Here is a 22,613-nt window from a genome sequence, read left to right on the forward strand (position 1 = left end):
CAATGAACGAACAAAACGCAGAAATCACCCTGGAAGTCGGCGAAAACGAATTCACCTTCAGCTTGACCCCGGCTGACGTGACCAAATACTTCAACGCGCTGACCCAAACCAACAAGGTCAGCCCGGGCCACAACCTGCTGATGAACACCGTCAAGCAGGAAGAAAAAGCCACGCTGAAACCGCTGCTGGCCAACCCGGTGATGGTGATGCAGCTGGCCGGCGCGCTGCTGGAGGAATACGCACCCAACGTTGAGGTGATCGTAAAAAAGCGCTCGAGCACGCTGAGCGCCTGAGTGAAAACGGCCTGGGCCAGCTGATGGCCCTGACGAACCGCTGGCTACCTGGTGCCGAACCCACGCCCGAGGCGATGGGTACGGCCAAGTGGCTGGAGGACGAACACTGGAGACGCATGGAGTTTGCCGTGGCTAACGGCATCGCCCTTGCGCTGAACGGGTAACGACATTGGCAGACCGTAGCGCCAGCCTGGCTTTCATTCTCAGCTTACAGGACAAAGTCACCGCGCCCCTGGGCAAGGTGAAAATGGGCTTTTCCGAGCTTGCCGATCAAAGCGAAAAGCACATTAAGACGATCGGCCTGGGCTTGGGCGGGCTGACGGCGGGCGTGGTCGCCATTCGCGAATCCATGGAGCCGGCGCTGGAGGTCAATCGCGCCCTGGGCGACGTGCGCTCGCTGGGCGTGGCCGAGGAAGCGCTGTCGGCGCTCAACACCAAGTCGCTGGAATTCGCCGTGAACTACGGGGAGAACGCCAAGGACTTCGTGGCGTCCGCGTACCTGATTGAGGGCGCTATCAAGGGGCTTGCCGGCAACCAACTGGCTACGTTTACCAACACCAGCAACCTGTTGGCCAAGGCCACCAAATCCGACGCCGAAACGATGGGCGAGTACGTCGGCACGCTCTACAACCTGCAAAAGTCCCAGGCCGATGCGATGGGGAAGGGCGCGTGGGTGGAAAAGCTCGGCGGTCAGACGGCGCTGGCGGTGCAACTGTTCCGCACCAGCGGCGCGGCCATGAAAGACGCCTTTAAGGAAGCCGGGGCGATCGCCACGACGTCCGGCGTCGACCTGGCTGAACAGATGGCGGTGATCGGCACGCTGAGCAGCACCATGGAAGGGGGCGACGCCGGCGGACGCTACAAGGCGTTTTTCGAAAACATCAGTGCCGCCTCGGAAAAGCTGGGGATGAAGTTCACCGACCAGCAGGGAAAAATGCTGCCGATGATGACCATCTTGGACAAGCTCCAGGGCAAGTTCGGCGACCTGACCAGCGCCTCCGCCGGCGCCAAGCTGATGGAGGCTTTCGGCGGCGAAGGCGCCCAGGTGATCGGTGCGCTGGCCAAGGATACCGATCGGCTGCGCAACGGCATCGAGCAGTTGGGCAAGGTGCGCGGACTTGAGAACGCCGAGCAGATGGCGCGGGCGATGGTTGACCCGTGGCAGCAGTGGGCGTCCCTGGTCGAAGTCATGCGCGTGGTGTTCGGTCAGGTGCTGATCCCGGTGCTGTCGCCGTTCATGGCCAAGATGGTCGACATTGGCAAAACGCTGGTGCGCTGGTCGCAGCTGTTCCCCAACATCACCCGCGTGGTCGGCATTACTGCGCTGTCGATCATGGGCATCGTCGCCGCCATGTCAGCCTTGACCATGGTGGTGGGCATCGCGCGGATGACGTGGCTGGGCATGCTTACCGTCTGGAAACTGTTCCAGGCCATGGGCCTGCGCACGGTCGCGATGTTCATCCTGCAGAAAATGGCGATCCTCGCTTACGTCGTGGTGATTCACACGCTGAGCGCCGTTCTGGCGGTCATTCGTGGCGCCATGTTGCTGTGGCAGGGCGCGATCTGGCTGGTGAACGCGGCGCTGTTGGCCAACCCGGTGGTGTGGATCGTGGTCGGCATCGTTGCCCTGGTCGCCGCGATCGCTGCAGCGGTCTATTACTGGGACGAATGGACGACGGCCCTGATGAACACCGCCGCGTTCCAAGCCGTTGCCGAAACGTTCCAGAAACTGTCCGACTGGTTCAACTCCATGGGCGGCTGGTCGGGCATGGCCAAGGCTGCGTGGGACAGCATCGTCGGTATTTTCACCAAGGCCGTAAACGGCGTGATCGAGCTGCTGAACAGCATCCCGGGCGTGAACATCGAGGCACGTTTCGGCGGTATGCCCGAAGTGCCAGGTGTCGACGCGGCCACCAGCGCATCCGATACCGCCAACGCCGCGCAGAAAGCCCAGCAGACCATCAATGCGGCCATTCCCAGCCTGTCGCCGGCACGCCCGTCTGCAGTGCCGCCGGGTGGCCTGCTGACCAGTATTCAGAACAACAACAGCAGCCAGAACAAGGGCACGCATGTGGAAAACGTGAACATCCACACCGGCAAGCAGATGACGCCGCTGGAGATGGAAAACATGGTCGCGATGGCGGTGGGCGGATGAGCGAATACGTGGATTTGCTGATCGCCGACAACGACCTGGCGCTCGATCCTTCGAACCAGCCCAGGCTGATTGATGACCGCGCCTGCATCGCCCAGGACATCGCCCACATGATCCGCGACAGCGGCCTGCTGGTGACGCTGGTGGCCGAGCGTGACCGCCTGCGCCAACGCGATTGCATCCAGCAGATGGAACTGCTGGTGGAAGACGACGTGCGTCTGGTGCCAGGTACGGCGCGCATCACCGAGCAGGCGCCAGGCGTGTACCTGGTCACCGCGAAAACCATCAAATTCGGATCGATCGAGGTAAGTCTGTGAGCGTCGATTTCAAAAAGGTGATTGCCGATACTGGCATCCCGACCACCGAAGCAGGCTTGAAGGCTGCTTGGGAAAAAGAGGTGGAAGCTCAGGGCGCGAAAGTCGCCAACACCAGTAGTTATTCGCCGTTCTGGCGGGTGATGACCGCGCTAGTCACCAAGCCGGTGCTGTGGTTGTTGGACTTCCTGTGCTTGACCGTGCTGCCCAATTTCTTCGTGAAAACGGCGGTCGACGCCTGGCTGGACACGCTCGCATGGGCGGTCAACGTCGAGCGCAAGGGCGCGACCAAGGCGAAGGGCAAATTGCTGTTTACCCGGGCCATTCCGGACGGTGTGCTGGAGCTGGAAAAGGGCATCGTGGTGCAGTCTGCCGCGATCAACGGGAACGTCTACAAACTTGTCACGACAGCGCCGGCGACGTTCCAGCAGGGCCAGCTGCAGCTGGACGTTCCTGTCGAGGCGATCGAAGCCGGCAGTGGTTTTAACCTGGCGCCGGGTTATTACGCGATCCTGCCGGCGCCGATCCCTGGCATCGTGCAGGTGGTCAACAAAGACGGGTGGCTGGATTCACCAGGCGCAGATCCGGAACCCAACGAGCAGCTGCGCCTGCGCGTGCGTAACCAGTTTTCGGCAGTCAACCAGTGGCACACCGACGCGGTCTATCGCGCCATGATTTCCGCCTTCCCCGGCGTGCGCCCTGACGGCGTGTACTTCGAACACGGCGCCCCGCGTGGCCCCGGTAGCGCTAACGCCTACATCCTGTTTGATGCCGGTGTGCCGGCGGCGACGTACCTGGAGCAAATCAACGCGCATATCCGCGACCTGGGCAACCACGGCCATGGCGACGACTTGCTGGCCATGGTCATGCCTGAAACGCTGGTCAATATCCTGGTAAACGTCTGGCCTTTCGCCAACCAGACGCCGGCGCAGATCGCCGACCTCAAGCACGAAATTGAACTGTTTGTGCGCGCCGCGTTTCGCGAAAGCACGCCTCGCGACTACCAGCCGACGCTGACTTACCCGCAATCGAGATTTAGCACCAGTCGCCTGACCGAAGAACTGCACCGACAGTTTCCCGGCATCGAGGCGGTGAAATTCACGCCCGTGGTCGACATCGTCAGCGGCCTGTCGATTCCCCGGCTGGAAAATCTGACGGTGAACATCAAGTGATAAAGCTCAAATTGCCGTTCTGGCTCGCCGGCACCGAGCTGTCGAAATTGACCGCTGCCGCACAGTCCTGGTGGGAAACCGTCACCGGCTGGCTGCGCTGGCCTTACTCGCAGATCGATCCCGACACCTGCCACCTGAGCATCCTTGAACTGTGGGCCTGGCAGCGCGACGTGACGCGCTTCACCGGCGAGCCGGAATCGCTGTTTCGCTTGCGGGTGAAATTCGCCTTCATCAACTCGGTCGACGCCGGCAGCACCGCCGGCATGAAACGTATTTTCGAGCGCCTGGGCGTCGGCTACGTCGAGATCGAGGAACGCCAGCCCGACCGTGATTGGGACGTGGTGCTGCTGAAATTCAGCAACGCGCAGCTGTCACTCAATCCCGAACTGCTGCGCGTGCTGATCCAGCAATACGGTCGGACGTGCCGGCGCTACGACTTCGTAACCATCACCCCCGTGGGCCTTCAAGTGGGCCTTGTCGATTTCAACGACGACCAGCAAACGCTGGTCGCCAGCCTGTAGGAGCGCACTGTGAGCGCCAGTATTACGTTGGCCGGTGAAGGCCAGATCGCCCTGAAACAAAGCCAGAAAAAGCCCCTGGTCATCACGAAATTCATTTTTGCCAACGTGCCCGGGCTGAACACCGAAGCCCCGGTGGATCGTGCCGCCGGCAAGCCCCCCGCAGGGCAGATCGTGCAGACCTATGACATTCCCAAGGAAAACGCCGGATTCGTGAATCCCAACCAGGTCGTGTACAGCGCCCAGCTGGGTTCCGACATTGGCGATTGGGACTTCAACTGGGTCGGCCTGGAAGATGAAGACGGCCTGCTGTTCGCGGTCTCCTATGTGCCGCTGCAGCAGAAGCGCAAGAACATCCCGCCGCTGCAGATCGGCAACAACGTCACCCGTAATTTTCTGGTGGCCTTCGACGGCGCCCAGGCGCTGACCGGCGTAAAGATCGATGCCAGCACCTGGCAGCACGACTTTACCGTGCGCCTGGCCGGGATCGATGAGCGCGAGCGACTGAGCAATCGTGAAATGTACGGTCGAGCCTGTTTCTTCGGTAACTCGCTGGCATTCGGGAAAAGTGAAAACGGGTTCCAGTTGAATGCCGGCACGGCGTACATCGAAGGCATACGGGTGTTCATGTCGAAGCCCTGGCCATTCACTGGTGTTATTCCCGTTGGAACTATCACCCTCGACGTGTGCCTGGAACGGCAGTTGAACGATCGGGTGGCGACGTGGAAGGTCGTCTATGGAGAAAAGGGCGATTACACCGACGCGGCAGGTGTCCGTCACTACTGCGTGCCGATCGTCTATTTCGCCTCTGCGACAGAAATCTACGATGCACGCCCAGCGGAGCCGATCGTCGGCGCGCTTATGCAGCATTTCGCGGCGCGCAATGGCGATTACGCGAACCTGCGCGCCCGAGGCACGACCAAAGAAGACGTGGATCTGGGCAACCTGCCCAACGCCAAGAGCGATGACCCGAACACGAACAGCAGTGAGATCCTCGCCACGACGGCCGCGCTGAACAAGTTGCAGAAACAGGTCAGCGACTCAATGACCGGGATGGTGGCCGGGTTTTCCATGAGTTGGCCACCGGAAGGTTGGTTGAGGTGCAACGGTGCGGCGGTTTCGCGCACAACCTACGCCCGCCTCTTTGCAATGTTGGGCGCTCATTACGGCGCCGGCGACGGCTCGACAACCTTCAACTTGCCCGATATGCGCGGCTTGTTCCCAAGAGGTTGGGACGACGGGCGCGGTGTTGATGCAAGCCGGGCGTTCGGCACCTTTCAGGACATGATGATCCATTCCCACGCGCACACCGCCTCTGCCGCAGCGGTGGGTGACCACCTTCACGCTGCCTGGACGGATGCCCAGGGCAACCACGTTCACCGAACCTGGACTGACGCTCAGGGCGCTCACGCACATACAGCACCCAGCTCGCCAGGTATTGGCCAAGGTGCCGGCGGCCTCAATTCTGTACAGCAGTCGGGTGGTGCACACGAAACGTCCTGGGCAGGAAATCACGCGCACAACATCGGTATGGACGCTGCCGGCCACCACGCCCACAACGTTGGTGTAGGGGGCGGTGGTGCGCACACCCACGGCGTGACCGTTGCCGCCGCCGGCGGTAACGAAACCCGGCCCAAGAACTTGGCCCTTCTTTTCTGCATCAAGTATTGAGATCGAGCATGACTGAGAAACTTGTCTATCAGACCAACCATCTGGGCATTTTCGTAGGGGCCGTGAAGGCTGATGAGTCGCCGCTGGAACCGGGCGTGTACATGATCCCCGGCGGATGCGTGGAGACAGCTCCGCCGGCAATCCCGGAACACAAAGCCGCCTGGTGGAACGGCACCGCCTGGCAGTTGGTGGATTACTTCGGCGGTGCGGTGGTGTACAGCACCGACACGGGCGAGCCGCGCACGCTCGAAGGCTTTGAGCCAGTGCCGGCAGGCTTCACCATGAAAAAGCCGGGGCCAAACCAGATCTGGAAGGACGGGCAATGGGTCGACGACATTGATGCCGTGCTGAATGCGCTTCGGGACAAAAAGCTGCAGATGATCGGGGCCGACTGCGCCGAATACGTCGCCGGCGGTTTCAACTCCAGCGCGTTGGGCGACGTGCACCGTTACGGCAGCGCCATCGATGACCAGGTGAACCTCAATGCCCAGGTGTTGCTGGGTCTCGATGACGTGTACCCATGCACCGACGGCGACCAGGTGCTGGCCTTTCGTCCCCATACCATCGCCCAGTTGCAGAAAGTCAGCCATGACCTGGTGCGCTTTCGCCAAGCAGCCCAGCAGTGCGCGGAATCGTTGCGTCAGGCTGTGGATAAAACCCTGAAAGACAAAAACCTCAAGGCCATGAAAGCCATCACCTGGACGCCGCCGGCATGAACTGGGCACCGGTGACGATGCGTTGGCCCGAGCAGGCCACGCAATGGATGGGCGGGCTGTCCGCTGCCAAGGATCTGGCCACCGGCGAGCTGGCCAGCACCACGCAACGGCTGGCCGGTCTGGACGGGCTGGCCAACACCAACCCGGGGCCAGTCGCGGAGGCCGCGAAAGGCGCCATTGAAGCCGGTCGGGCGGCGCTGGCCGATCAACTGGGCCAGGTGCCGGCGTGCCTGGTGGTGACGCCGTTTCAAAGTGGCATCGGCCAGGGCCAAGGCTATCAGCGGTTCCTGTCGGCGCCGAACGTGCTGGAACACTTGGCCAGAAAGCTGGAGGACGCGACCGACAACGGGCGTCCGGCGGGGCCGCAATATGCCCTGTCGATTTTGTTCCTGGGCACGCGCCTGGAGCAGTTGGCCAGCGGCCTGTCGCGATTCAATGCATTGCTGCCGATTCCCGACCTGGTGCGCACGGAACGGCGCGCCCAGCACCTGATGAAGCTGGAGAGCGACAAGTGGGAGATCCCCGGCGCCGGCCCGCTCCCGCGCTGGCAAGCGCTGCCGCTGGAGCGCTGCACGGTGGTGAAGGCCGCGAAACAGTCCATGGCCGGCCAGTTGGCCGTGCTGGAGGGCTACGCCGCCGATAGCTCGCCGCTGGGCGATCTGGCAGCGCTGGCCGCTCGCAAAGTCGCCCAGCAAAAGGGCCGGGATCAACAACTGGCTGACCTGAAAAATCTGCTGGCCGAGGGCAATCCGGATGTCAGCATCCGCGCACGCCTGATCGGCCCGGGTAACTCCAGCGAGCTGCGCCAGGAGTTGCTGAGCGGTGACGCGCCGGGGCATGAATGGGTGCAGTGCGCGGGAATGCTGCTGGTCGGCACCAAGGAAGGGTTGAGTTTTGTACAGGAACTGGTGGGCCTATGACGCTGTTACTCGACGGGCAAAAAGTCCAGGGGAAGAACCTCAAGGTCACGGCCAATCTGCGTATCGAAAGCGGCGACATGTCCGGGCAGACCAGCAACACCGACAAGGCGCACAAGGGCTTCAAGCCCAAGACGCTGGCCGTGTCGCTGATGATCCCCTTCGTCGATCGGGTGCAATTGACTGACTTGATGCGCTTGGCCGAAGCCACGGCGAGCGGTGGCCAGCTCCATCTGTACCGCGTGGTGAATGACACCGCCGAGGCCTTCGGCGTGCGTCAGGTGGAGTTCTCCGAAGGCGTCAGCGCCCGCGAAGCCGACAACCTGAAAGCCTGGCTGGTGCAGTTCTCGCTGAGCGAGCGCGAGTCGAACCCGGAAAAGGTCGAGGGTCGGCGTGCCGGCAATAAGGTCGACGCCCAGGGCGCCACGGGCAGCGCGGTCGGTGAGGGGGGTAGTAACTCCGGTTCGAGCGACAACCCGAAACTGAGCGGCTTTGAAAAGGTGCTGGGCCGCGTCGACAAATGGCTGGGGAGTGAGCAGACGTGAAACTGCACAAGGTTCTGTCGATCAATGGCGCGCCTGTTCGGTTGGTCAAGGAAGACGTTCGCCTGGACGTCACCAGTCCGGGGCGGGCGAGCTTCACCGTTCAGTCTGCCGAGCCGCTGAAAGGGTTGGTGACGCTGGATATCGGCTACAACGACCGCACGCTGCAGCGCCACTTCATCGGCTACGTCGAGCGCTGCACCGCCGCCAATGCCAAGGAGCAGATGCTGTTCTGCCGTGAGCTGGCTGCAGTGCTGGCCAACCCGCTGCCGCTGAACCTGCGTCACGTCGATCTGCGCGCCGTGTTGGCTGCCATCAGCGAGCAGACGGGCCTGCGCTTTCGCGTTCCCGATCGGCCTTACGCTGGCGTGAAGGCGCCGTACTTCTACAGCCTTGCCGCCGGTTACCAGGCAATGGACAGTCTCGCCCGGGTGTTCAGCATCCCGGACTTCACATGGCACCAAATGGGCAACGGCGAAGTGTTCGCCGGCAGTTGGGCCGACGGTTTTTTTGGCGCCCGGGCGGCGCTGCAGATCCCCACGGAGCTGTTCGACGGCTACCAGGGCAACCAGAGCGCAATGGTGGCGGCCCTTCCAGGGCTGCGACCTGGTGCAACGATCAATGCCGGCGAACGTGTCACCAGTGTGGCACTCGCCAATGACCAGATGGCTATCCGATGGAAGACGCAATCCGCCGCGCTGTAGTGCGCCAATTTCCCGAACTCACCGGCGGTTATCATCTGCCACGCTTCGCCCGCGTCAGCGCCGTGGCCGATGCCCCGACGGATGCCGGGATCTGTGACGATTTTCGTCCGCGCTACGCGGTGGACATTGAAGTCCTGGGCGCCGATGGCGAGCCAGATCCAGCCATGCCGCCGCTGACCGGTGTCCCGCTGCCATTGCCAACAGGTGGCGAGGACATGGGCATTTATGCCTTTCCCGAGGAAGGCACGCGCGTCGTGGTGTGCTTCGCCTACGGCTTGCCGAACAAGCCCTACATTCAATCGATCTTGCCTCACGGGCTGAGCATGCCGAAGGTGCCGAAGGGTGACCAGGTGTGGCAGCACAGCGGCACGGCACAGCAGCGCGTCGACGCGGACGGCAACTGGCTACGCCAAACCGACGGCAAGATCCGGGATCACGCGATCGAGCGTGAGGTTGAAGCTCTGGACAACCGCGAGCAGTTCCAGAGCCACACGCGGGCGGTCGATGACCACTCAACCGAGACGGTGGGCGGCGTGAAGAAGATCGAGGCGCTGGGCGCGCTCAAGCTGCTGTCGGGTGGATCCGCGAGCCTTGCGGCGGTTGGCGACCTTCACCAGGCTACCGGCAGAGATCTGAACCTAGTTGTTGGTCAGAAGCTCAACGCCACGGTGGGTGGCGATATGCAGGAAAGGATCGAAGGTTTGCGCGAAAGCGTCGCAGCGGTTGGCCAGCGCATGCAGGCACCAAAAAACTGGGTCGGTTCAGAGGATGTGAATCTGTTTCGGATCGTTTGCGACTTGATCGATCTAGTGGAACAGATGAATTCCCAGCTATCCGCTCATACCCATTTGGCAGGCCCTTCGCCCAGTCCAAATGATGTGGCTGCATTTGCCGAGAAAGCGGTCAAAGCAAAATCAATTGCTGAGAAGTTAAAGCTAATTACTCTCTGAGAAGAGAGTTAAGTTACTCTGAGGGCAGAGTAGCAGGCCTAATAAGGAGCTTTTGAGGCCCTTTAGAGGCCCTCAAAAGTCCTGATATCAGTTGATATCTTTTTCCATCAATTAGTTGCCGTATACCGTTCGTCGGAATTATCGGTCAACATGGTGTTGACAGGTGTTTACCGAAGTAAACCGAATACGGTTAACAAATTTGATCAATGCTTGAGCGAAACCCTTATGTTTCAGGCGGCGGGGTCGAGTTGGCGTTGTCGCCCGGGCGCCAGACACAAGAAAGCCCGGGCGGGGCCGGGCTTCTCGCGCTGAATTTGGTGGTTGCTCTGGTTCAAAAAAAACCTGATGATTCTCTCAACCGCCGCATCAGCCCATCACTTTTTATACTCGCAATATGAAGGTTATGGTCTGATCAGCCCTCAGTCAACCTGATTAGGTTGCATAAATACGTAAGTAATTACGTAAGTTGTGGGAAATATATTTCCCGTAACATGTGGGTGAATTTTTTGTAGCCAGCTGAGTGGCGGTAGGTGGGAGGTGAGTTCCAATAAACGGAACTTTGTCTGTCCCTTCAAAAGAGAATAGAAACGGTGAAAAAATTATACCGTTTTATCCCTGAAGAATTGATCCGAGCGCTTCAAGCTGCGTATTGGTCGATTCGGTTGTATAAGATCATTCAGCAGCTGTAAGAAACTGAAACAGGGGCCTCTGGCCCCTGCTTCATCACTCTTGTCTGCACCACCATGATTGCGCATACGCGCAACCATCGATGTACTCAATGCCGCTTAAAACAAATCCTGTGACCGCCATTCCTGCCAGAGTCGCATCAAGCAAAGGAGGGAGAGGATCCGGATCGAGCGGCATTCCCACCTCAACGCGGGCAATATTCGCCGCCCGGCCTAACTCATGACAGTTAGCAGAGTTGACCATGACATTGCCCCGGACTGGCGGATAACGGCGCCGTTCCTTCGGTTCCAGCGCGACACCACGCAAGCGCATAGGCGTAACAAGTAGGTGCATGGTTTCTCCTACTCGTCAGTGTCGAGGTCTAATAACGATTCGACCGCGTAGGCAAGCGCCGCGTCCGCTAACTCAAGCAAGTCTCCAAGTTCATCAGCATCGATAACCTGGCCTTGATGAAGCGCATGCGCTTGCCTGAGCAAAGCTTTGTGATGGGCACCGGGCATTGCCAGCAATGCCAATTCGTCACGCAGCATGGCCCGCCATTGATCTACTCGGTGCGTTCGCGAGATGACGGCATTCTCAGATTCTCTATTCATCAGCACTGCCTACCTAATCCGCGCACTGTATATAAAAACAGTATACCGATATGCATATCGCCTACATCAATAGGCCGACTGGCGGCAGAGGCGGTTCGTAGCTCTATAACCAAGCAACGCCCGGTGAGCTATCCGGAGGATGGACTAGGCTTCCGGAACCACTTTTCAAGGGATGGCCACCATGCCGGATAACTCGGACTGCAAGATCGCCACGGCAGATGCTCTGACATTGCTACTACACAACCAGCATGCAATCGGCGCGGCGATAGAGGAGATTACCAAGTGGCTCTCTGAGAGCGGGGGGGCGGATGTTGCAAATAATGCATTCCTCGCCATGGAAACCTTGGACACAAATGCACAAGCGATTACCGACGCGATAATGCGACTACGGCAGTGCTAGCGATTCTCCCTGCTCGCACGCGAAATGGCTGGGTTCACGGGGACTCAGTCCTGCGGGCGTTCTATCTTTTGCAACAAATTGATCCTCTCAAAAAAAATCGGTGAAAAAGCACTTATCCCCCTCCCGCCGGCGGGGTTTGTGTCCCTTTTTTTTGCAAAACAGCGTGACGGTGCGAACCCTAGCCCCGCCTATGGCCCCAGCGGGGTCTGTGGAGCATTTGGCCGTTTCATCGATTGAAAGGAATTGCAAAGAATTGCTACGAGCTTGCTCGACGTGCATTGGCTAGCGGGAGAGGGCAGTGATTCTGAAAGGCCCGGTTGACAAGGGCGGTGCTTCGAAAAACTGATGAGAATGGGAGTTTTCGGTTTTAGCGCAGATCGACAAAAGGGAAACTGTTCAATCTGCGCTGCATGTCAACTGGGCGCTACAAGCCCCGTCGTGCTTGGCTTGGACCAATATCAATCGATTGCAGTCTCTTTCACTCCCGCACCCGCAATGAATCTACTGACTTCTGCGGCTTTTAACAGCCGACGATGCTCTGCTTTGACGTGCGAGTGCAGAAGGTCTGTAAGCAGCTTCGCCAGTTTTTGAGCGGTTTCCTCACTCAGCTTTTTGACTGTACCGGTACGGGCAGACGGTAGAGCGTATGCGCCTGCGGAGGCTCCGAATGAGTCAAGGAGACCACTTATATACCCGTTCAAAAACTCTTTTCTGTCGGTCAAGACTTTGCTCTCGGGCGCTTCCTGGTAATCCCAATCCACCCGCCAATGTCGACCTTCCTTCGAAACCTCGATTATCGGAAGTGCTGGGTTTTTGGTCAGTTGTCGCATGGCTACTCCTGATGGTTTGGGGAACAGCAGCCAGTCTAAACCGGACGCGGGAATACGTCATGTAGATGAGATTCGATCTCAGGCACAGGGCGGGCTTTTAAAAAAGAGTAATAAAGGTAACACGACGAGAAAACTGCTCTGAAAGCCCCGGATTTACTGGGTTTTCGATATCACACGGAAAAGTAATATGAAGTGATATGGAAAGTGATATTTCCGCCAACCCCCCGGTTTCATTGGGTTTCGTGGTTCTGAAATATCACCTTAGAAAAGAGTAATACGATTACTTCTCTATCACTCAAATATCACCTTTTTCGAAAATCGCTCAAAGCCTTACAGGACGTGGCTTACAGCGGAATTCGGAAAGGCATATCACCTTTATTACTTTTTTTTGAGGTGGCACACATTTTAAATCGACAAGGTTGTACAGGCTTCAGGGTCGCCGCTGAGCACTCTCAGTTAAACAACAGTCCCTGTTGCTTGTTACCAGGATTACCTTGATAAGCCGGAATGGCTTGGGGTAAGCCGCTCACGGCACCGATCTTCACAAGTACAGGGCTGAGGGCTCGGTTTTGGAAGATTGTGTGATCCTTGCCCCAATGCAAGCTGATGATCCGAGGCTGAATCACTGAACCCGCTACAAACTGACCTGGCAAAATTGTTGTGGCGCCGGCGCCGGTATACACAAAGATCCAATCACCCGGATTTACGATTCCTGTGCCGAACCACAACATGTGGTCCTTCACTGGAACCGATGTGCCGTCGGCGGTAGGCATGCGTAGCATCAAGCAGTACTCACCGATTTCACAGTATTTATGCACGTAGATCGCTATGCGTTCATGATTGGCAACACCGTGGAATTGGACCTCAGCTATCTGAAGGGCGTCGATGACTCCCATACTCATGACTTTTTACCTCGCTTCAGATTCATCAAAAGCAGACCAATGCCGAGAAGACCTAACAAAACTGCAGGGATTTTGTATTGCGATTTGTAGAGTTCAATCGCGAAGCCAACGGCGGCAGTGCCGAAAAAAGTACAATACTTCTGCTGGGTCCCAAGTGTCTCCGCACCCTCTAGCCGCTCTTCTAACCTTGCATATTGCTCCTTCAAATCACTGAATTCGGCAATTTTGCTATCAAGTTTCAATTGAATTGCGTCAACAGCGGTTCGCGCTTGAGCCTTCTCAACGCTTGCATCGCCGATCATCGCAGACATCACTGGCGCCAGTTGTGGCCCGCCAAAGAATTCTGGGCTTTCGGCAATTACCGTCATGAGAACGCGAGGAAGTTGATCTGGGAGCAGCGGCGGAGGCGTGGGCGCGACGTTTCCAGTCGATCCTGGTTGCTGGTCACCAGAAGCACCGCTGACACTTTCTGGAGGAGGACTGCCGACCATCAACGCCATCACTGTTCCCTGAATGATTGACTTGGGGACGGGCCGCGATTTGTAATAAGGCAGCCTTGTTACGTGGTTTGTTACGTGTAGCACAAAAAACAAAGGCCTGCATCGCTGCAGGCCTTTGATTTATATGGTGCCGGCACCAGGAATCGAACCCGGGACCTACTGATTACAAGTCAGTTGCTCTACCAACTGAGCTATACCGGCGTGTGGGCGACGATTATAGCGATTGGGTTGGTTCTGTAAACCCCTGAATTCAGACTATTTTTACGCAGGCGCTGGATCAGGCTTGGCGTGAGCGGTGTCGCCGAGTTTTTAGCCGCAAAACCGAGGTGCTACGCGATCAAGCCAGAATGAGCGTGAGGGCAGGATTTCTGCACCGTTCAAGCACCCATTTCACCCGTTTATGTCGTTTTGATTGGAAGCTTATGCACAACGGATCGACGCAACTGCAGTATTGCAGGGGATTTTGTGGACACGTTCTCATTTTGTGCGCAAATCCCTGTTTTACAGGTTTTTTATCAACATGAACAAAAAATGACCAATGCTGTTTAAGCGGTCTAACGGCCGTGAATATTGGATCCACGGGAAAACCATCAACAGAGTTATCCACAGGCTGTAAAGATTTCAAGCGCGCTCGGCCAGCAGCATGAAATTACGCGGAGTCAGCGGTGCGTCGCAGAAGGTGCCGAGGCTTACGACGTATCCCTGTTCGGCGAGAAAAATGGCTCGATCAAGATTCAGCCAAAGCTCCAGCGGTCGTCGGAACAGTCCGCGCAGTAATTCCAGGTTGCGAACTTCGGCCAACCGCTGCCAACCGGAGGCTTCCAGTACCTGCCAGTCTGGCGTGCCGATTGTGGATAACTCTTTCAGCGCTGCCAGGTCGCGGCAGTAATCGGCGAAGGGTTTTTCCAGCCAGGCGCTGGGCAGGGACGGGGTGGGCAGGTATTCGTCTACTCCGCGCACTTGTCGTTGCAGCAGATCAAAGGCCAAACGTCGGGCCATGGAGGTGTCGCGCTGACGTCGGACTCTTGCACCGGCGGTGACGGTTTCGCTCATGGGCAGCGCCAGATCTTCGAGCGAGAGCTGTAGGGCGGATCGCAAGCCCGCTGAGGACAATGCCTGGTACTCGCTGCGATCGATCCGGTTGTAGCAGCACGGGGCGATGGCCATCTGCTGACATCCGGCAGCGCTTGCCAGTTGCATCAGGCGCACATGCAGGTCGCCGCAGGCATGCAGGGCGACCGGGGTGTGCTGAGCGCTTATAACGCTCGCTGCGTCTGCCGCCAGTACATCCTGCTCGACATGCAGGGCGTGCAAATGATGGCGCTGACTTAATGCCTGACCACTGGCGACCAACGCCGGATCGTATTCGACACAAGTCAGTTGTTGCCCCGTACCCAACAGGCGTCGGCCCAGATGTCCCTTGCCGGAACACCAGTCCAGCCAGTGCGTCGGCTGCGAGGCGAAAGACAAGCGACTGGCGAACGCCTCGATCTGCTGCCACTTGCGCCCCGGCACATCGACATTCAATCGATGGCCTGGGGTTTCCAGCGCATGCTCCGGTAGCTCACCAACCGCGCTCAGCTCAATCGACAATGCCGCCAATGAAGCGAACGGCTCCGGGGCATCGACGAGATCGGCAGGATGGTTATGCGCCCGCTCTGCATCTTCCAGCGATCGTCCGCGTAGCCACTTGGACAATTCGGGGTAGTCGGTTTCCCATGGAAGCGAAAGATGGGTGAACGGACGAGGTTTCCACAGCGCCTGATGCTCAATCAGACAAGCATCCAGCGCGGTGAAGCGGGCGAGTAGGGCCTCGCCCGTCAGCACGTGTGAAGTTTCAGCGCCCTTGGCAGGCATCGACGCGCAGCCAGCGCTCCAGCAGCTTGAAGCCGCGCACCAGCACGTAGGACATCAGCAGATAGAACACGCCGGCGGCGAAGAAGATTTCCACCGGCAGGTAGGTGCGAGCAATGATCGTGCGGGCCATGCCGGTCAGTTCCAGCAGGGTCACGGTGCTCGCCAGCGCGCTGGCCTTGAGCATCAGGATCACTTCATTGCTGTAGGCCGGCAGGCCGATGCGCGCCGCTCGCGGCAGCATGATGTAGAACATCGCCTTGGGTTTGGACATGCCCAGCGCTCGCGCCGCTTCGATCTCGCCGGGTGGAATCGCCTGAATCGCGCCGCGCAGAATTTCGGCGATGTACGCCGCCGTGTGCAGGGTCATGGTCGCGGTAGTACACCAGAACGGATCGCGCAGGTAAGGCCACAGCGCGCTGTTACGCACTGCATCGAACTGCGCCAGGCCGTAATAGACGAGGAACAGTTGCACCAGCAACGGCGTGCCACGGAAAAAGAAGATGTAGGCGTAGGGCAAGGCGCGCACATACCACAGCTTTGAGGAGCGGGCGATGCCCAGCGGAATGGCCAGCAACAGGCCGGCAATCACGGCAATCGCCACCAGCTCCAAGGTCAGGGTCGCGCCCTGCGCCAGTTTTGGCAGCCATTTGATGATCACTTCCCAGTTCATGAAGCGCTCCTCGCAAAGCCGCGAGCGGCGCGTTTTTCCAGGAAGTGCATGCCGGTCATCGCCAGCACGGTGAGGCCCAGGTACATGACCGCCGCCACCAGATAGAAGGTGAACGGTTGTTTCGACACGGTCACGCCGATCTGCGCGTGGCGCATGATTTCTTCCAGGCCGATCACCGACACCAGCGCGGTGTCTTTCATCAGAATCATAAACAGGTTGCCCAGGCCGGGCAGGGCGATGCGCCACATCTGCGGCATGATCAGCTTGGTGAAGATCCGCCATTTCGACAGGCCCAGCGCCACGCCGGCCTCACGGTGGCCCTTGGGAATGGCGAGGATCGCGCCGCGGAACACTTCCGTGGCGTAGGCGCCGAAGCACAGGCCCAGCGCAATCACGCCGGCGGCGAAGGCGCTGAGTTGCAGGTCGGGATTGCCGAAAAACTCACCGAGGCTGCGCATCAGGTTGACCGTACCGAAGTAGATCAACAGCACCCAGAGCAATTCCGGGACGCCACGCACCAGCGTCGAATAAGTGCCGCCAAGCCATTGCAGCGGCTTGTACGGGGAAGTCTTGGCCAAGGCGCCGAGCAGACCGAGCACCAGTCCCAGGCACAGGGCCGTCAGCGCCAGTTTGACGGTCATCAGCGCACCGGCGGCGAGGGCCGGGCCGAATCCGTAGAGGTCGATAATCATGGATTTCTTTTCAAATCGCGGCAGGCAAGGCCGGGAGCCGGCGCCGTCGGATCACGGTGCCGGTCCCGCAGGTCAGATCAATAGATGCTGAACGGGAAGTACTTGTCGTTGATCTTCTTGTAGGTACCGTCAGCGACGATTTCCTTCAGCGCGGCATTCAGCTTCTCACGCAGCGGATCACCTTTACGCACCGCGATGCCGATCTTGTCGCTTTCCACGACAGCATCGCCCTTGAACTCATAGTTCTTGCCGGCGTCGCTTTTCAGCCAGTCGTAGTTGGCGTACTTGTCGGCCAGGATGGCGTCGACACGACCGGAGGTCAGGTCCAGGTAGGCGTTTTCCTGGGTGTCGTAGAGTTTGACTTCGATATCGCTACCGTAGGTGTCCTCCAGCCAGGTGCCGGCGAGGGTGGCGCGCTGGGTGCCGATGATCTTGCCTTTGAGCGAATCCTTGTCGGTTTTGAAGTCTTTATCTTTCGGTGCGATGAACTGCAGTTTGTTCGAGTAGTACGGGTCGGTGAAATCCACCGCGCCCTTGCGTTCTTCGGTGATCGACAGCGAGGAGACCAGGAAGTCGAACTTCTTGGCGTTCAGCGCAGGAATGATGCCGTCCCAGTCGGAGGTAACCACGCTGCACTCGACTTTCATCTTGGCGCACAGGGCGTCGCCGATGTCTTTGTCGAAGCCGACCACGTTGCCGCTGGCGTCTTTGTTGTTGAACGGCGGGTACGCCGCTTCGATGCCCATCTTCAGGGTCTCGGCCATGGCTCCGGCGCTGAACGCGAGGGTGACGGCGGCGGCCAGGAAGACCTTTTTAAAATTCTGCATGCATGTTGCTCCGTTAGCGGTTGCTGGACATGAATTGTTTGCAGCGCGCCGAAAGCGGGTTTTCGAACACCTGCTGAGGCGATCCTTGCTCTTCCACCAGCCCCTGGTGGAGGAACACCACTTCGCTGGAGACCTGACGGGCAAAGCCCATTTCGTGGGTCACCAACAACATGGTGCGGCCTTCTTCGGCCAGTGCGCGGATGACACTAAGTACTTCCTGAACCATTTCCGGGTCAAGGGCGGAGGTGGGCTCGTCGAACAGAATCACCTTCGGCTGCATCGCCAGCGTGCGGGCAATCGCGGCGCGTTGTTGTTGACCGCCGGACAGTTGCGACGGGTAGGCGTGGCGCTTGTCGGCGATACCGACCTTGGCCAGCAGCGCTTCGGCGACTTCGATCGCCTCGGCCTTGCTCTGGCCGAGCACGCGGCGCGGGGCCTCGATGATGTTGTCGAGCACACTCATGTGCGGCCACAGATTAAAGTTTTGAAATACAAAACCTATCTCGGAACGCAGGCGGTTGATCTGTTTGCCATCAGCGGCAACCAGTTCGCCATTCTTGGCGGGCTTGAGCTTGAGTTCTTCCCCGGCCACCAGAATCTGACCCTGGTGCGGGTTTTCCAACAGGTTGATGCAACGCAGGAACGTGGACTTGCCGGAACCGGAGGAACCGAGGATCGAGATCACATCGCCGTCGCGGGCGGTCAGCGAGATGCCTTTGAGCACCTCAAGCTGTCCGTAGCGTTTGTGCAAGTTGCGGATTTCAAGCGCGGGCGTGGCCTCAGCCATGTGCGTTCCTCATATATGTTGCGCTCCTGCTGTTGGCGGGCCTTCCTGGCGAGGCGGCCAAGCTAGCATAGCGTTTCAATGGCAGCCAACAGCGCTACGAGCGGTAAGCGGATGGCGTGTGGCAGGTTGTCGCATCGGCACAGCAGACTGTCGCCCCATCAACAACCGAACGGGTGTTTGATCGTGCAAACCCGTGGGTGTCGCGTAAAAAAAGGCGCGATGTTGCCAGCTTTGGCGGGGTGTTGGAAGCGCTATCCGGCCGAACGTTCCTGAATCGCCCTTTTATTGTGCATCCCACACTTTTTCAGTGTGTTTCTGGTGCGCTGAATCGTCTGAAAAGTGAGTCGCAGGGTAACGCTCTGGCGAATTGCCATTCATTCCAATGACTTGCGATGACTGTCCGGTCTCGCTGAAAACCGCGGCCCAGAAGAGTTTGAAACATTTTGGCGCATTTATTGCGTGCAGAATCTGGAACGCCCTGTTGGTTTCTTTTTACGAGAAGGAAAACCAGACAGGACGGACGCAATCGCTTTCCTCGCAAAGGTAGTTCCGATGAGCAGTACCCCAAGCTCCAATGGCCTCGAACAGGGGCTCAAACCGCGTCATGTGACCATGTTGTCGATCGCCGGTGTTATCGGCGCAGGTCTGTTCGTTGGCTCCGGCCACGCGATCGCTGCCGCCGGCCCCGCCGTGCTGCTGGCCTACGCCGCCGCCGGTACCCTGGTGGTGCTGGTGATGCGCATGCTCGGTGAGATGGCTGTCGCCTCGCCCGACACCGGCTCGTTCTCGACATACGCCGACCGTGCCATCGGGCACTGGGCCGGTTTCACCATCGGCTGGTTGTACTGGTGGTTCTGGGTGTTGGTGATTCCACTGGAAGCCAACGCCGCCGCGACCATTCTCCATGCCTGGTTCCCGGGGATCGAGATCTGGGCGTTTGCACTGATCATCACCATGCTGCTGACGGTCACCAACCTGTTCAGCGTGAAAAACTACGGTGAATTCGAATTCTGGTTTGCCTTGATCAAAGTCCTGGCGATCATCGGCTTCATCGCGCTGGGTCTTGCGGCCGTTTTCGGCTTCCTGCCGAACAGCCAGGTCAGCGGTGTTTCGCACCTGTTTGATTCCGGCGGCTTCCTGCCAAACGGCATGGGCGCGGTGCTGGGTGCAATCCTGACCACCATGTTCTCGTTCATGGGTACCGAAATCGTGACCATCGCGGCTGCGGAATCGAAGAACCCGGGCAAGCAGATTTCCAAGGCCACCAACTCGGTGATCTGGCGGATCGGCCTGTTCTACCTCGTATCGATCTTCATCGTTGTGGCCCTGGTACCGTGGAACGATCCTACGCTGGCCAACCTCGGTTCCTACCAGACCGTGCTTGAGCGCATGGGCATTCCGAACGCGAAAATGATCGTCGACATCGTGGTGCTGGTCGCGGTAACCAGCTGCCTGAACTCGGCGCTGTACACCTCGTCGCGCATGCTGTTCTCCCTCGGCAAGCGCGGTGATGCACCGGCGATGTCGACTCGGGTCAACAAAAGCGGTACGCCTTACTGGGCCGTCATGCTGTCGACCGGCGCGGCGTTCCTCTGCACCTTCGCCAACTACGTGGCCCCGGCTGCCGTGTTCGAATTCCTGCTGGCCAGCTCCGGCGCCATCGCGCTGCTGGTGTACCTGGTGATCGCGTTCTCGCAACTGCGCATGCGTAAACAACGCATGGCCCGCGGCGAGAAAATCGTCTTCAGCATGTGGCTGTTCCCGGGCCTGACCTACGCGGTGATCATCTTCATCGTCGCGGCCCTGACTATCATGCTGTTCCAGGAAGCCCACCGCGTGGAAATCCTCGCAACCGGCCTGCTGAGCCTCATGGTCGTTGCCGCAGGCCTGCTGGTGGCGCGCCGCCGCAAGCTGGAAAACCGTGGTGCGGTGGTGTTGAACTGATCCGTAACGCGTAATGCAAAACGGCCGCTGTCAGTGATGACGAGCGGCCGTTTTTGTTTGTGCGCGGGGTTTATTCGCCCTTGTCTTCCTGGGTGTCCAGCGACTTGCCGTAAGTATCCAGCGCAATCCCGAAATCGGTGATGAACTGTGGCTCGGTCAGCCAGGCCTGGGCGGTTTCGATGTCCATGCCGTCGGCCCACATGCGGTAGTCGATCAGCATGTCGGCGGCCAGGTGAGTGGCGGCCATGCCTTCGTTCTCGGCATTTTCCATGTCCAGCAGCTCTGGATGGTCAACGATGATGAAGGCCAGTTCGCGCAGCAGGGTCAGCAGCATTTCGTTGCGGCTGACGGCTTCGGCGTCGCGCATTTTGCTGAACATTGCGAGGGTGTATTCCGGGATCGGCTCTTCCAGATGCCCGAGGCTGTCGTCCTGGTCCAGCGGCTTACGGCCGACCATGCGGATGTGTTTGGCTTTGGCCTTGGCGCGTTTGGCGCGTTTCTGTTGCTTGTTCAGGGATGCCATGGGAACTCAGTTCTTCTGTTGGGTTTGTGCGGCGATCGCGTCGGACGCCGCCACATAGTCGGCCTGGAAGGCCGGGGATTCGATCCACGCCAGGGCGCCGGCTTCGTCGGTTTCCTGGGACCACTGGCGATACTCGATCAGCGCGGCGAGGATGAAGTCCATCGCGCCTTCTTCGCCTTCCTGCTCGTAAACCAGCTCCAGCAGCGGATCTTCCAGGAATGTGGTGCACATGACTTGCTGGCTGATCTTCTCGGCGTCGATCATTTTCTTGAACAGCTCGGTCAGGTCCACCGACTCGAAGTCGATACGGTCATCGTTCGGGTCCAGTTCGACCGGCGCCTCGGCGCGTTTGCTGCGGTTTTGCTTGGCCTTGGTCTTGGCCCGGGCGGCGCGTTTTTGCTGCTTGTTGGCGGAGGCCATGGTGTGTTCCGTCGTGCGTTGAAAGGGCTCAGCTGCGTGGCACTGGCCGCCCGGGTGTGTCGGGGGCCAACTCGCCGGTTTGCAGCCAGGTCAGAGCGATGGGCCATAGTGTGGCTTGGTATGCGCTGCGAAAAAAGGCGAAATGTCCGACTTGTTGTTCGCCGATGTCCTGCGGCTCGATGCGCAAGTGGGTTTTGTGCGCATGACTGAAGTAGCCGAGCAGGCGTTCGATGGCCGGGATCGTGCCGTACGGGTCGTCGCTGATACTGATCGCCAGGGTGTGTGCGCGGACGTTGGCGAAGGGCAGGCGACCGCTTGCCTTCAGCAGTCGGCGACCGCTCGGACGCTGCTCGTAGCGCGCGGCAGGCGTGCTCCAGTCGCGTACGACGCCTGCTGGCGTGTCCTCGAGCCAGCCGAGGCGTTTGCCCGGGAAATAGCCACAGAGCCGCGTCAGCAGCGGCATCAGCAAATGCCATTTACCAAACATGCGCCAGCGCTGTGCCGGCGCATAGTCGCGCCAGTAAGCGAACTGCGCGCCGACCGTCACCAGTCGACGAATGACCTGCCCGGACTCGCCGAGCCCAGCCGCGCAACCGCCGAAGCTATGGCCGACCACATCGATTGGCTGGCCGGGAAACTCCCGTTGCGCGCGTTTGAGCATCGCCTCGAAATCCAGCGCGCCCCAGTCGGTCCATGAAGCCTCAAGGCCTTTCAGGGTTGCCGGACGCGATTCGCCGATGCCTCGGTAGTCGTAGGTGATCACGTCGAAGCCATTGGCGAACAGGTAATCGGCGAAGCGTGAATAGTGTCGGCAGCGTACCGAGGTGGCGGCGTTGATGATGACTACCGGGCATTGCGCATCGGGCAGGGCGTGACGCCAGGTGAAGCCGCCCAGGGCAAAGCCATCCTCGGCGGCTTCCGTGAAGGGTTCACCTTGCGCCGCGGTCAAAATTGGCAACCTTGACTGCATATCCTGCATCGCGGGCGTGTCCTGACAGGTCATGGCTTTCCACCTTTGCGGTTAAGTTGCCA

At 59.2% G+C, this 22,613-nt stretch carries 27 protein-coding genes and 1 tRNA gene; 14 read left to right on the forward strand and 14 right to left on the reverse strand.

Features of this window, described 5'->3' with window-relative positions; genetic code table 11:
- The first annotated feature begins 2 nt into the window (after positions 1–2).
- Genes M0808_RS09210 through M0808_RS09265 form a run of 12 tightly spaced genes read left to right on the forward strand, consistent with a single transcriptional unit; the run spans position 3 to position 9,949 of the window.
- Positions 3–293: a putative phage tail assembly chaperone gene (locus M0808_RS09210; RefSeq protein WP_247840822.1), complete on the forward strand. Its 291-nt coding sequence runs from the start codon at positions 3–5 to the stop codon at positions 291–293.
- Positions 294–316: 23 nt separating this feature from the next.
- Complete coding sequence (locus tag M0808_RS09215; RefSeq protein WP_039013052.1) at positions 317–457, forward strand: hypothetical protein; 141 nt, start codon at positions 317–319, stop codon at positions 455–457.
- Between the two features lie 5 nt (positions 458–462).
- Positions 463–2,448: a phage tail tape measure protein gene (locus M0808_RS09220; protein ID WP_247840824.1), complete on the forward strand. Its 1,986-nt coding sequence runs from the start codon at positions 463–465 to the stop codon at positions 2,446–2,448.
- Positions 2,445–2,762 carry a DUF2590 family protein gene (locus M0808_RS09225; protein ID WP_047293153.1) on the forward strand — a complete coding sequence of 106 codons (318 nt, stop codon included), beginning with the start codon at positions 2,445–2,447 and terminating at the stop codon, positions 2,760–2,762. Before M0808_RS09220 ends, M0808_RS09225 begins: the two co-directional genes overlap by 4 nt.
- Positions 2,759–3,931: a baseplate J/gp47 family protein gene (locus M0808_RS09230; protein WP_247840826.1), complete on the forward strand. Its 1,173-nt coding sequence runs from the start codon at positions 2,759–2,761 to the stop codon at positions 3,929–3,931. The genes M0808_RS09225 and M0808_RS09230 overlap by 4 nt, the downstream gene beginning before the upstream one ends.
- Positions 3,928–4,452, forward strand: a complete 525-nt coding sequence (locus M0808_RS09235; RefSeq protein ID WP_226500337.1) for a phage tail protein — start codon at positions 3,928–3,930, stop codon at positions 4,450–4,452. The genes M0808_RS09230 and M0808_RS09235 overlap by 4 nt, the downstream gene beginning before the upstream one ends.
- A 9-nt stretch (positions 4,453–4,461) precedes the next feature.
- Positions 4,462–6,120 (forward strand): phage tail protein, encoded by a 1,659-nt coding sequence (locus M0808_RS09240; RefSeq protein WP_247840828.1) that lies wholly within the window; start codon positions 4,462–4,464, stop codon positions 6,118–6,120.
- Between the two features lie 8 nt (positions 6,121–6,128).
- Complete coding sequence (locus M0808_RS09245) at positions 6,129–6,836, forward strand: hypothetical protein (protein ID WP_247840830.1); 708 nt, start codon at positions 6,129–6,131, stop codon at positions 6,834–6,836.
- Positions 6,833–7,756, forward strand: coding sequence for a hypothetical protein (locus tag M0808_RS09250; RefSeq protein ID WP_247840832.1), 924 nt, complete (start codon positions 6,833–6,835; stop codon positions 7,754–7,756). Before M0808_RS09245 ends, M0808_RS09250 begins: the two co-directional genes overlap by 4 nt.
- Positions 7,753–8,298 carry a DNA-binding protein gene (locus tag M0808_RS09255; protein ID WP_247840834.1) on the forward strand — a complete coding sequence of 182 codons (546 nt, stop codon included), beginning with the start codon at positions 7,753–7,755 and terminating at the stop codon, positions 8,296–8,298. Before M0808_RS09250 ends, M0808_RS09255 begins: the two co-directional genes overlap by 4 nt.
- Positions 8,295–8,999, forward strand: a complete 705-nt coding sequence (locus tag M0808_RS09260; protein WP_247840836.1) for a hypothetical protein — start codon at positions 8,295–8,297, stop codon at positions 8,997–8,999. The genes M0808_RS09255 and M0808_RS09260 overlap by 4 nt, the downstream gene beginning before the upstream one ends.
- On the forward strand, positions 8,972–9,949 hold the full coding sequence (locus M0808_RS09265) for a hypothetical protein (RefSeq protein WP_247840838.1): 978 nt from the start codon (positions 8,972–8,974) through the stop codon (positions 9,947–9,949). Before M0808_RS09260 ends, M0808_RS09265 begins: the two co-directional genes overlap by 28 nt.
- 723 nt (positions 9,950–10,672) lie before the next feature.
- Here the strand turns inward: M0808_RS09265 and M0808_RS09270 are convergent.
- Positions 10,673–10,969: a hypothetical protein gene (locus M0808_RS09270; protein ID WP_247840840.1), complete on the reverse strand. Its 297-nt coding sequence runs from the start codon at positions 10,967–10,969 to the stop codon at positions 10,673–10,675.
- A gap of 8 nt (positions 10,970–10,977) precedes the next feature.
- Positions 10,978–11,166 carry a hypothetical protein gene (locus M0808_RS09275; protein ID WP_247840842.1) on the reverse strand — a complete coding sequence of 63 codons (189 nt, stop codon included), beginning with the start codon at positions 11,164–11,166 and terminating at the stop codon, positions 10,978–10,980.
- A 244-nt stretch (positions 11,167–11,410) separates the two neighbouring features.
- On the opposite strand from M0808_RS09275, the gene M0808_RS09280 reads away from it, so the two are divergent.
- The gene (locus tag M0808_RS09280) at positions 11,411–11,629 is read left to right on the forward strand and encodes a hypothetical protein (protein ID WP_247840844.1); all 219 of its coding nucleotides are present in this window, start codon (positions 11,411–11,413) and stop codon (positions 11,627–11,629) included.
- A gap of 458 nt (positions 11,630–12,087) precedes the next feature.
- Here the strand turns inward: M0808_RS09280 and M0808_RS09285 are convergent, their stop codons facing one another.
- The 9 genes from M0808_RS09285 to M0808_RS09325 all read right to left on the reverse strand — a co-directional run bounded on the left by M0808_RS09285 (position 12,088) and on the right by M0808_RS09325 (position 18,694).
- Positions 12,088–12,459: a hypothetical protein gene (locus M0808_RS09285; RefSeq protein ID WP_247840846.1), complete on the reverse strand. Its 372-nt coding sequence runs from the start codon at positions 12,457–12,459 to the stop codon at positions 12,088–12,090.
- Positions 12,460–12,911: 452 nt separating this feature from the next.
- On the reverse strand, positions 12,912–13,361 hold the full coding sequence (locus M0808_RS09290) for a hypothetical protein (RefSeq protein ID WP_247840848.1): 450 nt from the start codon (positions 13,359–13,361) through the stop codon (positions 12,912–12,914).
- A complete protein-coding gene (locus tag M0808_RS09295; RefSeq protein WP_247840850.1) occupies positions 13,358–13,861 on the reverse strand; it encodes a hypothetical protein in 504 nt (167 codons plus the stop codon). Before M0808_RS09295 ends, M0808_RS09290 begins: the two co-directional genes overlap by 4 nt.
- 125 nt (positions 13,862–13,986) lie before the next feature.
- Positions 13,987–14,062: transfer RNA gene (locus M0808_RS09300), tRNA-Thr, on the reverse strand.
- 420 nt (positions 14,063–14,482) lie between these two features.
- Positions 14,483–15,718 carry a methyltransferase gene (locus M0808_RS09305; RefSeq protein WP_247840852.1) on the reverse strand — a complete coding sequence of 412 codons (1,236 nt, stop codon included), beginning with the start codon at positions 15,716–15,718 and terminating at the stop codon, positions 14,483–14,485.
- Positions 15,699–16,388, reverse strand: coding sequence for an ABC transporter permease (locus tag M0808_RS09310; protein WP_007961692.1), 690 nt, complete (start codon positions 16,386–16,388; stop codon positions 15,699–15,701). The genes M0808_RS09305 and M0808_RS09310 overlap by 20 nt, the downstream gene beginning before the upstream one ends.
- Entirely contained in the window at positions 16,385–17,080 is a 696-nt protein-coding gene (locus tag M0808_RS09315; RefSeq protein ID WP_007961693.1) for an ABC transporter permease, read from the reverse strand. Before M0808_RS09315 ends, M0808_RS09310 begins: the two co-directional genes overlap by 4 nt.
- A gap of 77 nt (positions 17,081–17,157) precedes the next feature.
- Positions 17,158–17,907, reverse strand: a complete 750-nt coding sequence (locus M0808_RS09320; RefSeq protein WP_027611242.1) for an ABC transporter substrate-binding protein — start codon at positions 17,905–17,907, stop codon at positions 17,158–17,160.
- 13 nt (positions 17,908–17,920) lie between these two features.
- Entirely contained in the window at positions 17,921–18,694 is a 774-nt protein-coding gene (locus M0808_RS09325) for an ABC transporter ATP-binding protein (protein ID WP_041071351.1), read from the reverse strand.
- 552 nt (positions 18,695–19,246) lie between these two features.
- Here M0808_RS09325 and gabP point away from each other — a divergent pair.
- Positions 19,247–20,638 carry a GABA permease gene (gene gabP, locus M0808_RS09330; RefSeq protein ID WP_027611243.1) on the forward strand — a complete coding sequence of 464 codons (1,392 nt, stop codon included), beginning with the start codon at positions 19,247–19,249 and terminating at the stop codon, positions 20,636–20,638.
- A 70-nt stretch (positions 20,639–20,708) separates the two neighbouring features.
- Here the strand turns inward: gabP and M0808_RS09335 are convergent, their stop codons facing one another.
- Genes M0808_RS09335 through M0808_RS09345 form a run of 3 tightly spaced genes read right to left on the reverse strand, consistent with a single transcriptional unit; the run spans position 20,709 to position 22,584 of the window.
- Positions 20,709–21,161, reverse strand: a complete 453-nt coding sequence (locus M0808_RS09335) for a hypothetical protein (RefSeq protein WP_247840854.1) — start codon at positions 21,159–21,161, stop codon at positions 20,709–20,711.
- A gap of 6 nt (positions 21,162–21,167) precedes the next feature.
- Positions 21,168–21,581: a hypothetical protein gene (locus M0808_RS09340; protein ID WP_247840856.1), complete on the reverse strand. Its 414-nt coding sequence runs from the start codon at positions 21,579–21,581 to the stop codon at positions 21,168–21,170.
- Positions 21,582–21,609: 28 nt separating this feature from the next.
- The gene (locus M0808_RS09345) at positions 21,610–22,584 is read right to left on the reverse strand and encodes an alpha/beta fold hydrolase (RefSeq protein ID WP_247840857.1); all 975 of its coding nucleotides are present in this window, start codon (positions 22,582–22,584) and stop codon (positions 21,610–21,612) included.
- Positions 22,585–22,613: the final 29 nt, after the last annotated feature.

The organism is Pseudomonas sp. MWU12-3103b, from assembly GCF_023100615.1.
GTDB lineage: Bacteria > Pseudomonadota > Gammaproteobacteria > Pseudomonadales > Pseudomonadaceae > Aquipseudomonas > Aquipseudomonas putida_A.

Bases quoted from the DNA above. Each gene is read 5' to 3' on its own strand.
- M0808_RS09210 (WP_247840822.1), top strand. From the start codon at position 3: ATGAACGAACAAAACGCAGAAATCACCCTGGAAGTCGGCGAAAACGAA.
- M0808_RS09215 (WP_039013052.1), top strand. From the start codon at position 317: ATGGCCCTGACGAACCGCTGGCTACCTGGTGCCGAACCCACGCCCGAG.
- M0808_RS09225 (WP_047293153.1), top strand. From the start codon at position 2,445: ATGAGCGAATACGTGGATTTGCTGATCGCCGACAACGACCTGGCGCTC.
- M0808_RS09245 (WP_247840830.1), top strand. From the start codon at position 6,129: ATGACTGAGAAACTTGTCTATCAGACCAACCATCTGGGCATTTTCGTA.
- M0808_RS09250 (WP_247840832.1), top strand. From the start codon at position 6,833: ATGAACTGGGCACCGGTGACGATGCGTTGGCCCGAGCAGGCCACGCAA.
- M0808_RS09255 (WP_247840834.1), top strand. From the start codon at position 7,753: ATGACGCTGTTACTCGACGGGCAAAAAGTCCAGGGGAAGAACCTCAAG.
- M0808_RS09265 (WP_247840838.1), top strand. From the start codon at position 8,972: ATGGAAGACGCAATCCGCCGCGCTGTAGTGCGCCAATTTCCCGAACTC.
- M0808_RS09270 (WP_247840840.1), bottom strand. From the start codon at position 10,969: ATGCACCTACTTGTTACGCCTATGCGCTTGCGTGGTGTCGCGCTGGAA.
- M0808_RS09275 (WP_247840842.1), bottom strand. From the start codon at position 11,166: ATGCTGCGTGACGAATTGGCATTGCTGGCAATGCCCGGTGCCCATCAC.
- M0808_RS09280 (WP_247840844.1), top strand. From the start codon at position 11,411: ATGCCGGATAACTCGGACTGCAAGATCGCCACGGCAGATGCTCTGACA.
- M0808_RS09285 (WP_247840846.1), bottom strand. From the start codon at position 12,459: ATGCGACAACTGACCAAAAACCCAGCACTTCCGATAATCGAGGTTTCG.
- M0808_RS09290 (WP_247840848.1), bottom strand. From the start codon at position 13,361: ATGAGTATGGGAGTCATCGACGCCCTTCAGATAGCTGAGGTCCAATTC.
- M0808_RS09295 (WP_247840850.1), bottom strand. From the start codon at position 13,861: ATGGCGTTGATGGTCGGCAGTCCTCCTCCAGAAAGTGTCAGCGGTGCT.
- M0808_RS09305 (WP_247840852.1), bottom strand. From the start codon at position 15,718: ATGCCTGCCAAGGGCGCTGAAACTTCACACGTGCTGACGGGCGAGGCC.
- M0808_RS09310 (WP_007961692.1), bottom strand. From the start codon at position 16,388: ATGAACTGGGAAGTGATCATCAAATGGCTGCCAAAACTGGCGCAGGGC.
- M0808_RS09315 (WP_007961693.1), bottom strand. From the start codon at position 17,080: ATGATTATCGACCTCTACGGATTCGGCCCGGCCCTCGCCGCCGGTGCG.
- M0808_RS09320 (WP_027611242.1), bottom strand. From the start codon at position 17,907: ATGCAGAATTTTAAAAAGGTCTTCCTGGCCGCCGCCGTCACCCTCGCG.
- M0808_RS09325 (WP_041071351.1), bottom strand. From the start codon at position 18,694: ATGGCTGAGGCCACGCCCGCGCTTGAAATCCGCAACTTGCACAAACGC.
- gabP (WP_027611243.1), top strand. From the start codon at position 19,247: ATGAGCAGTACCCCAAGCTCCAATGGCCTCGAACAGGGGCTCAAACCG.
- M0808_RS09335 (WP_247840854.1), bottom strand. From the start codon at position 21,161: ATGGCATCCCTGAACAAGCAACAGAAACGCGCCAAACGCGCCAAGGCC.
- M0808_RS09340 (WP_247840856.1), bottom strand. From the start codon at position 21,581: ATGGCCTCCGCCAACAAGCAGCAAAAACGCGCCGCCCGGGCCAAGACC.
- M0808_RS09345 (WP_247840857.1), bottom strand. From the start codon at position 22,584: ATGACCTGTCAGGACACGCCCGCGATGCAGGATATGCAGTCAAGGTTG.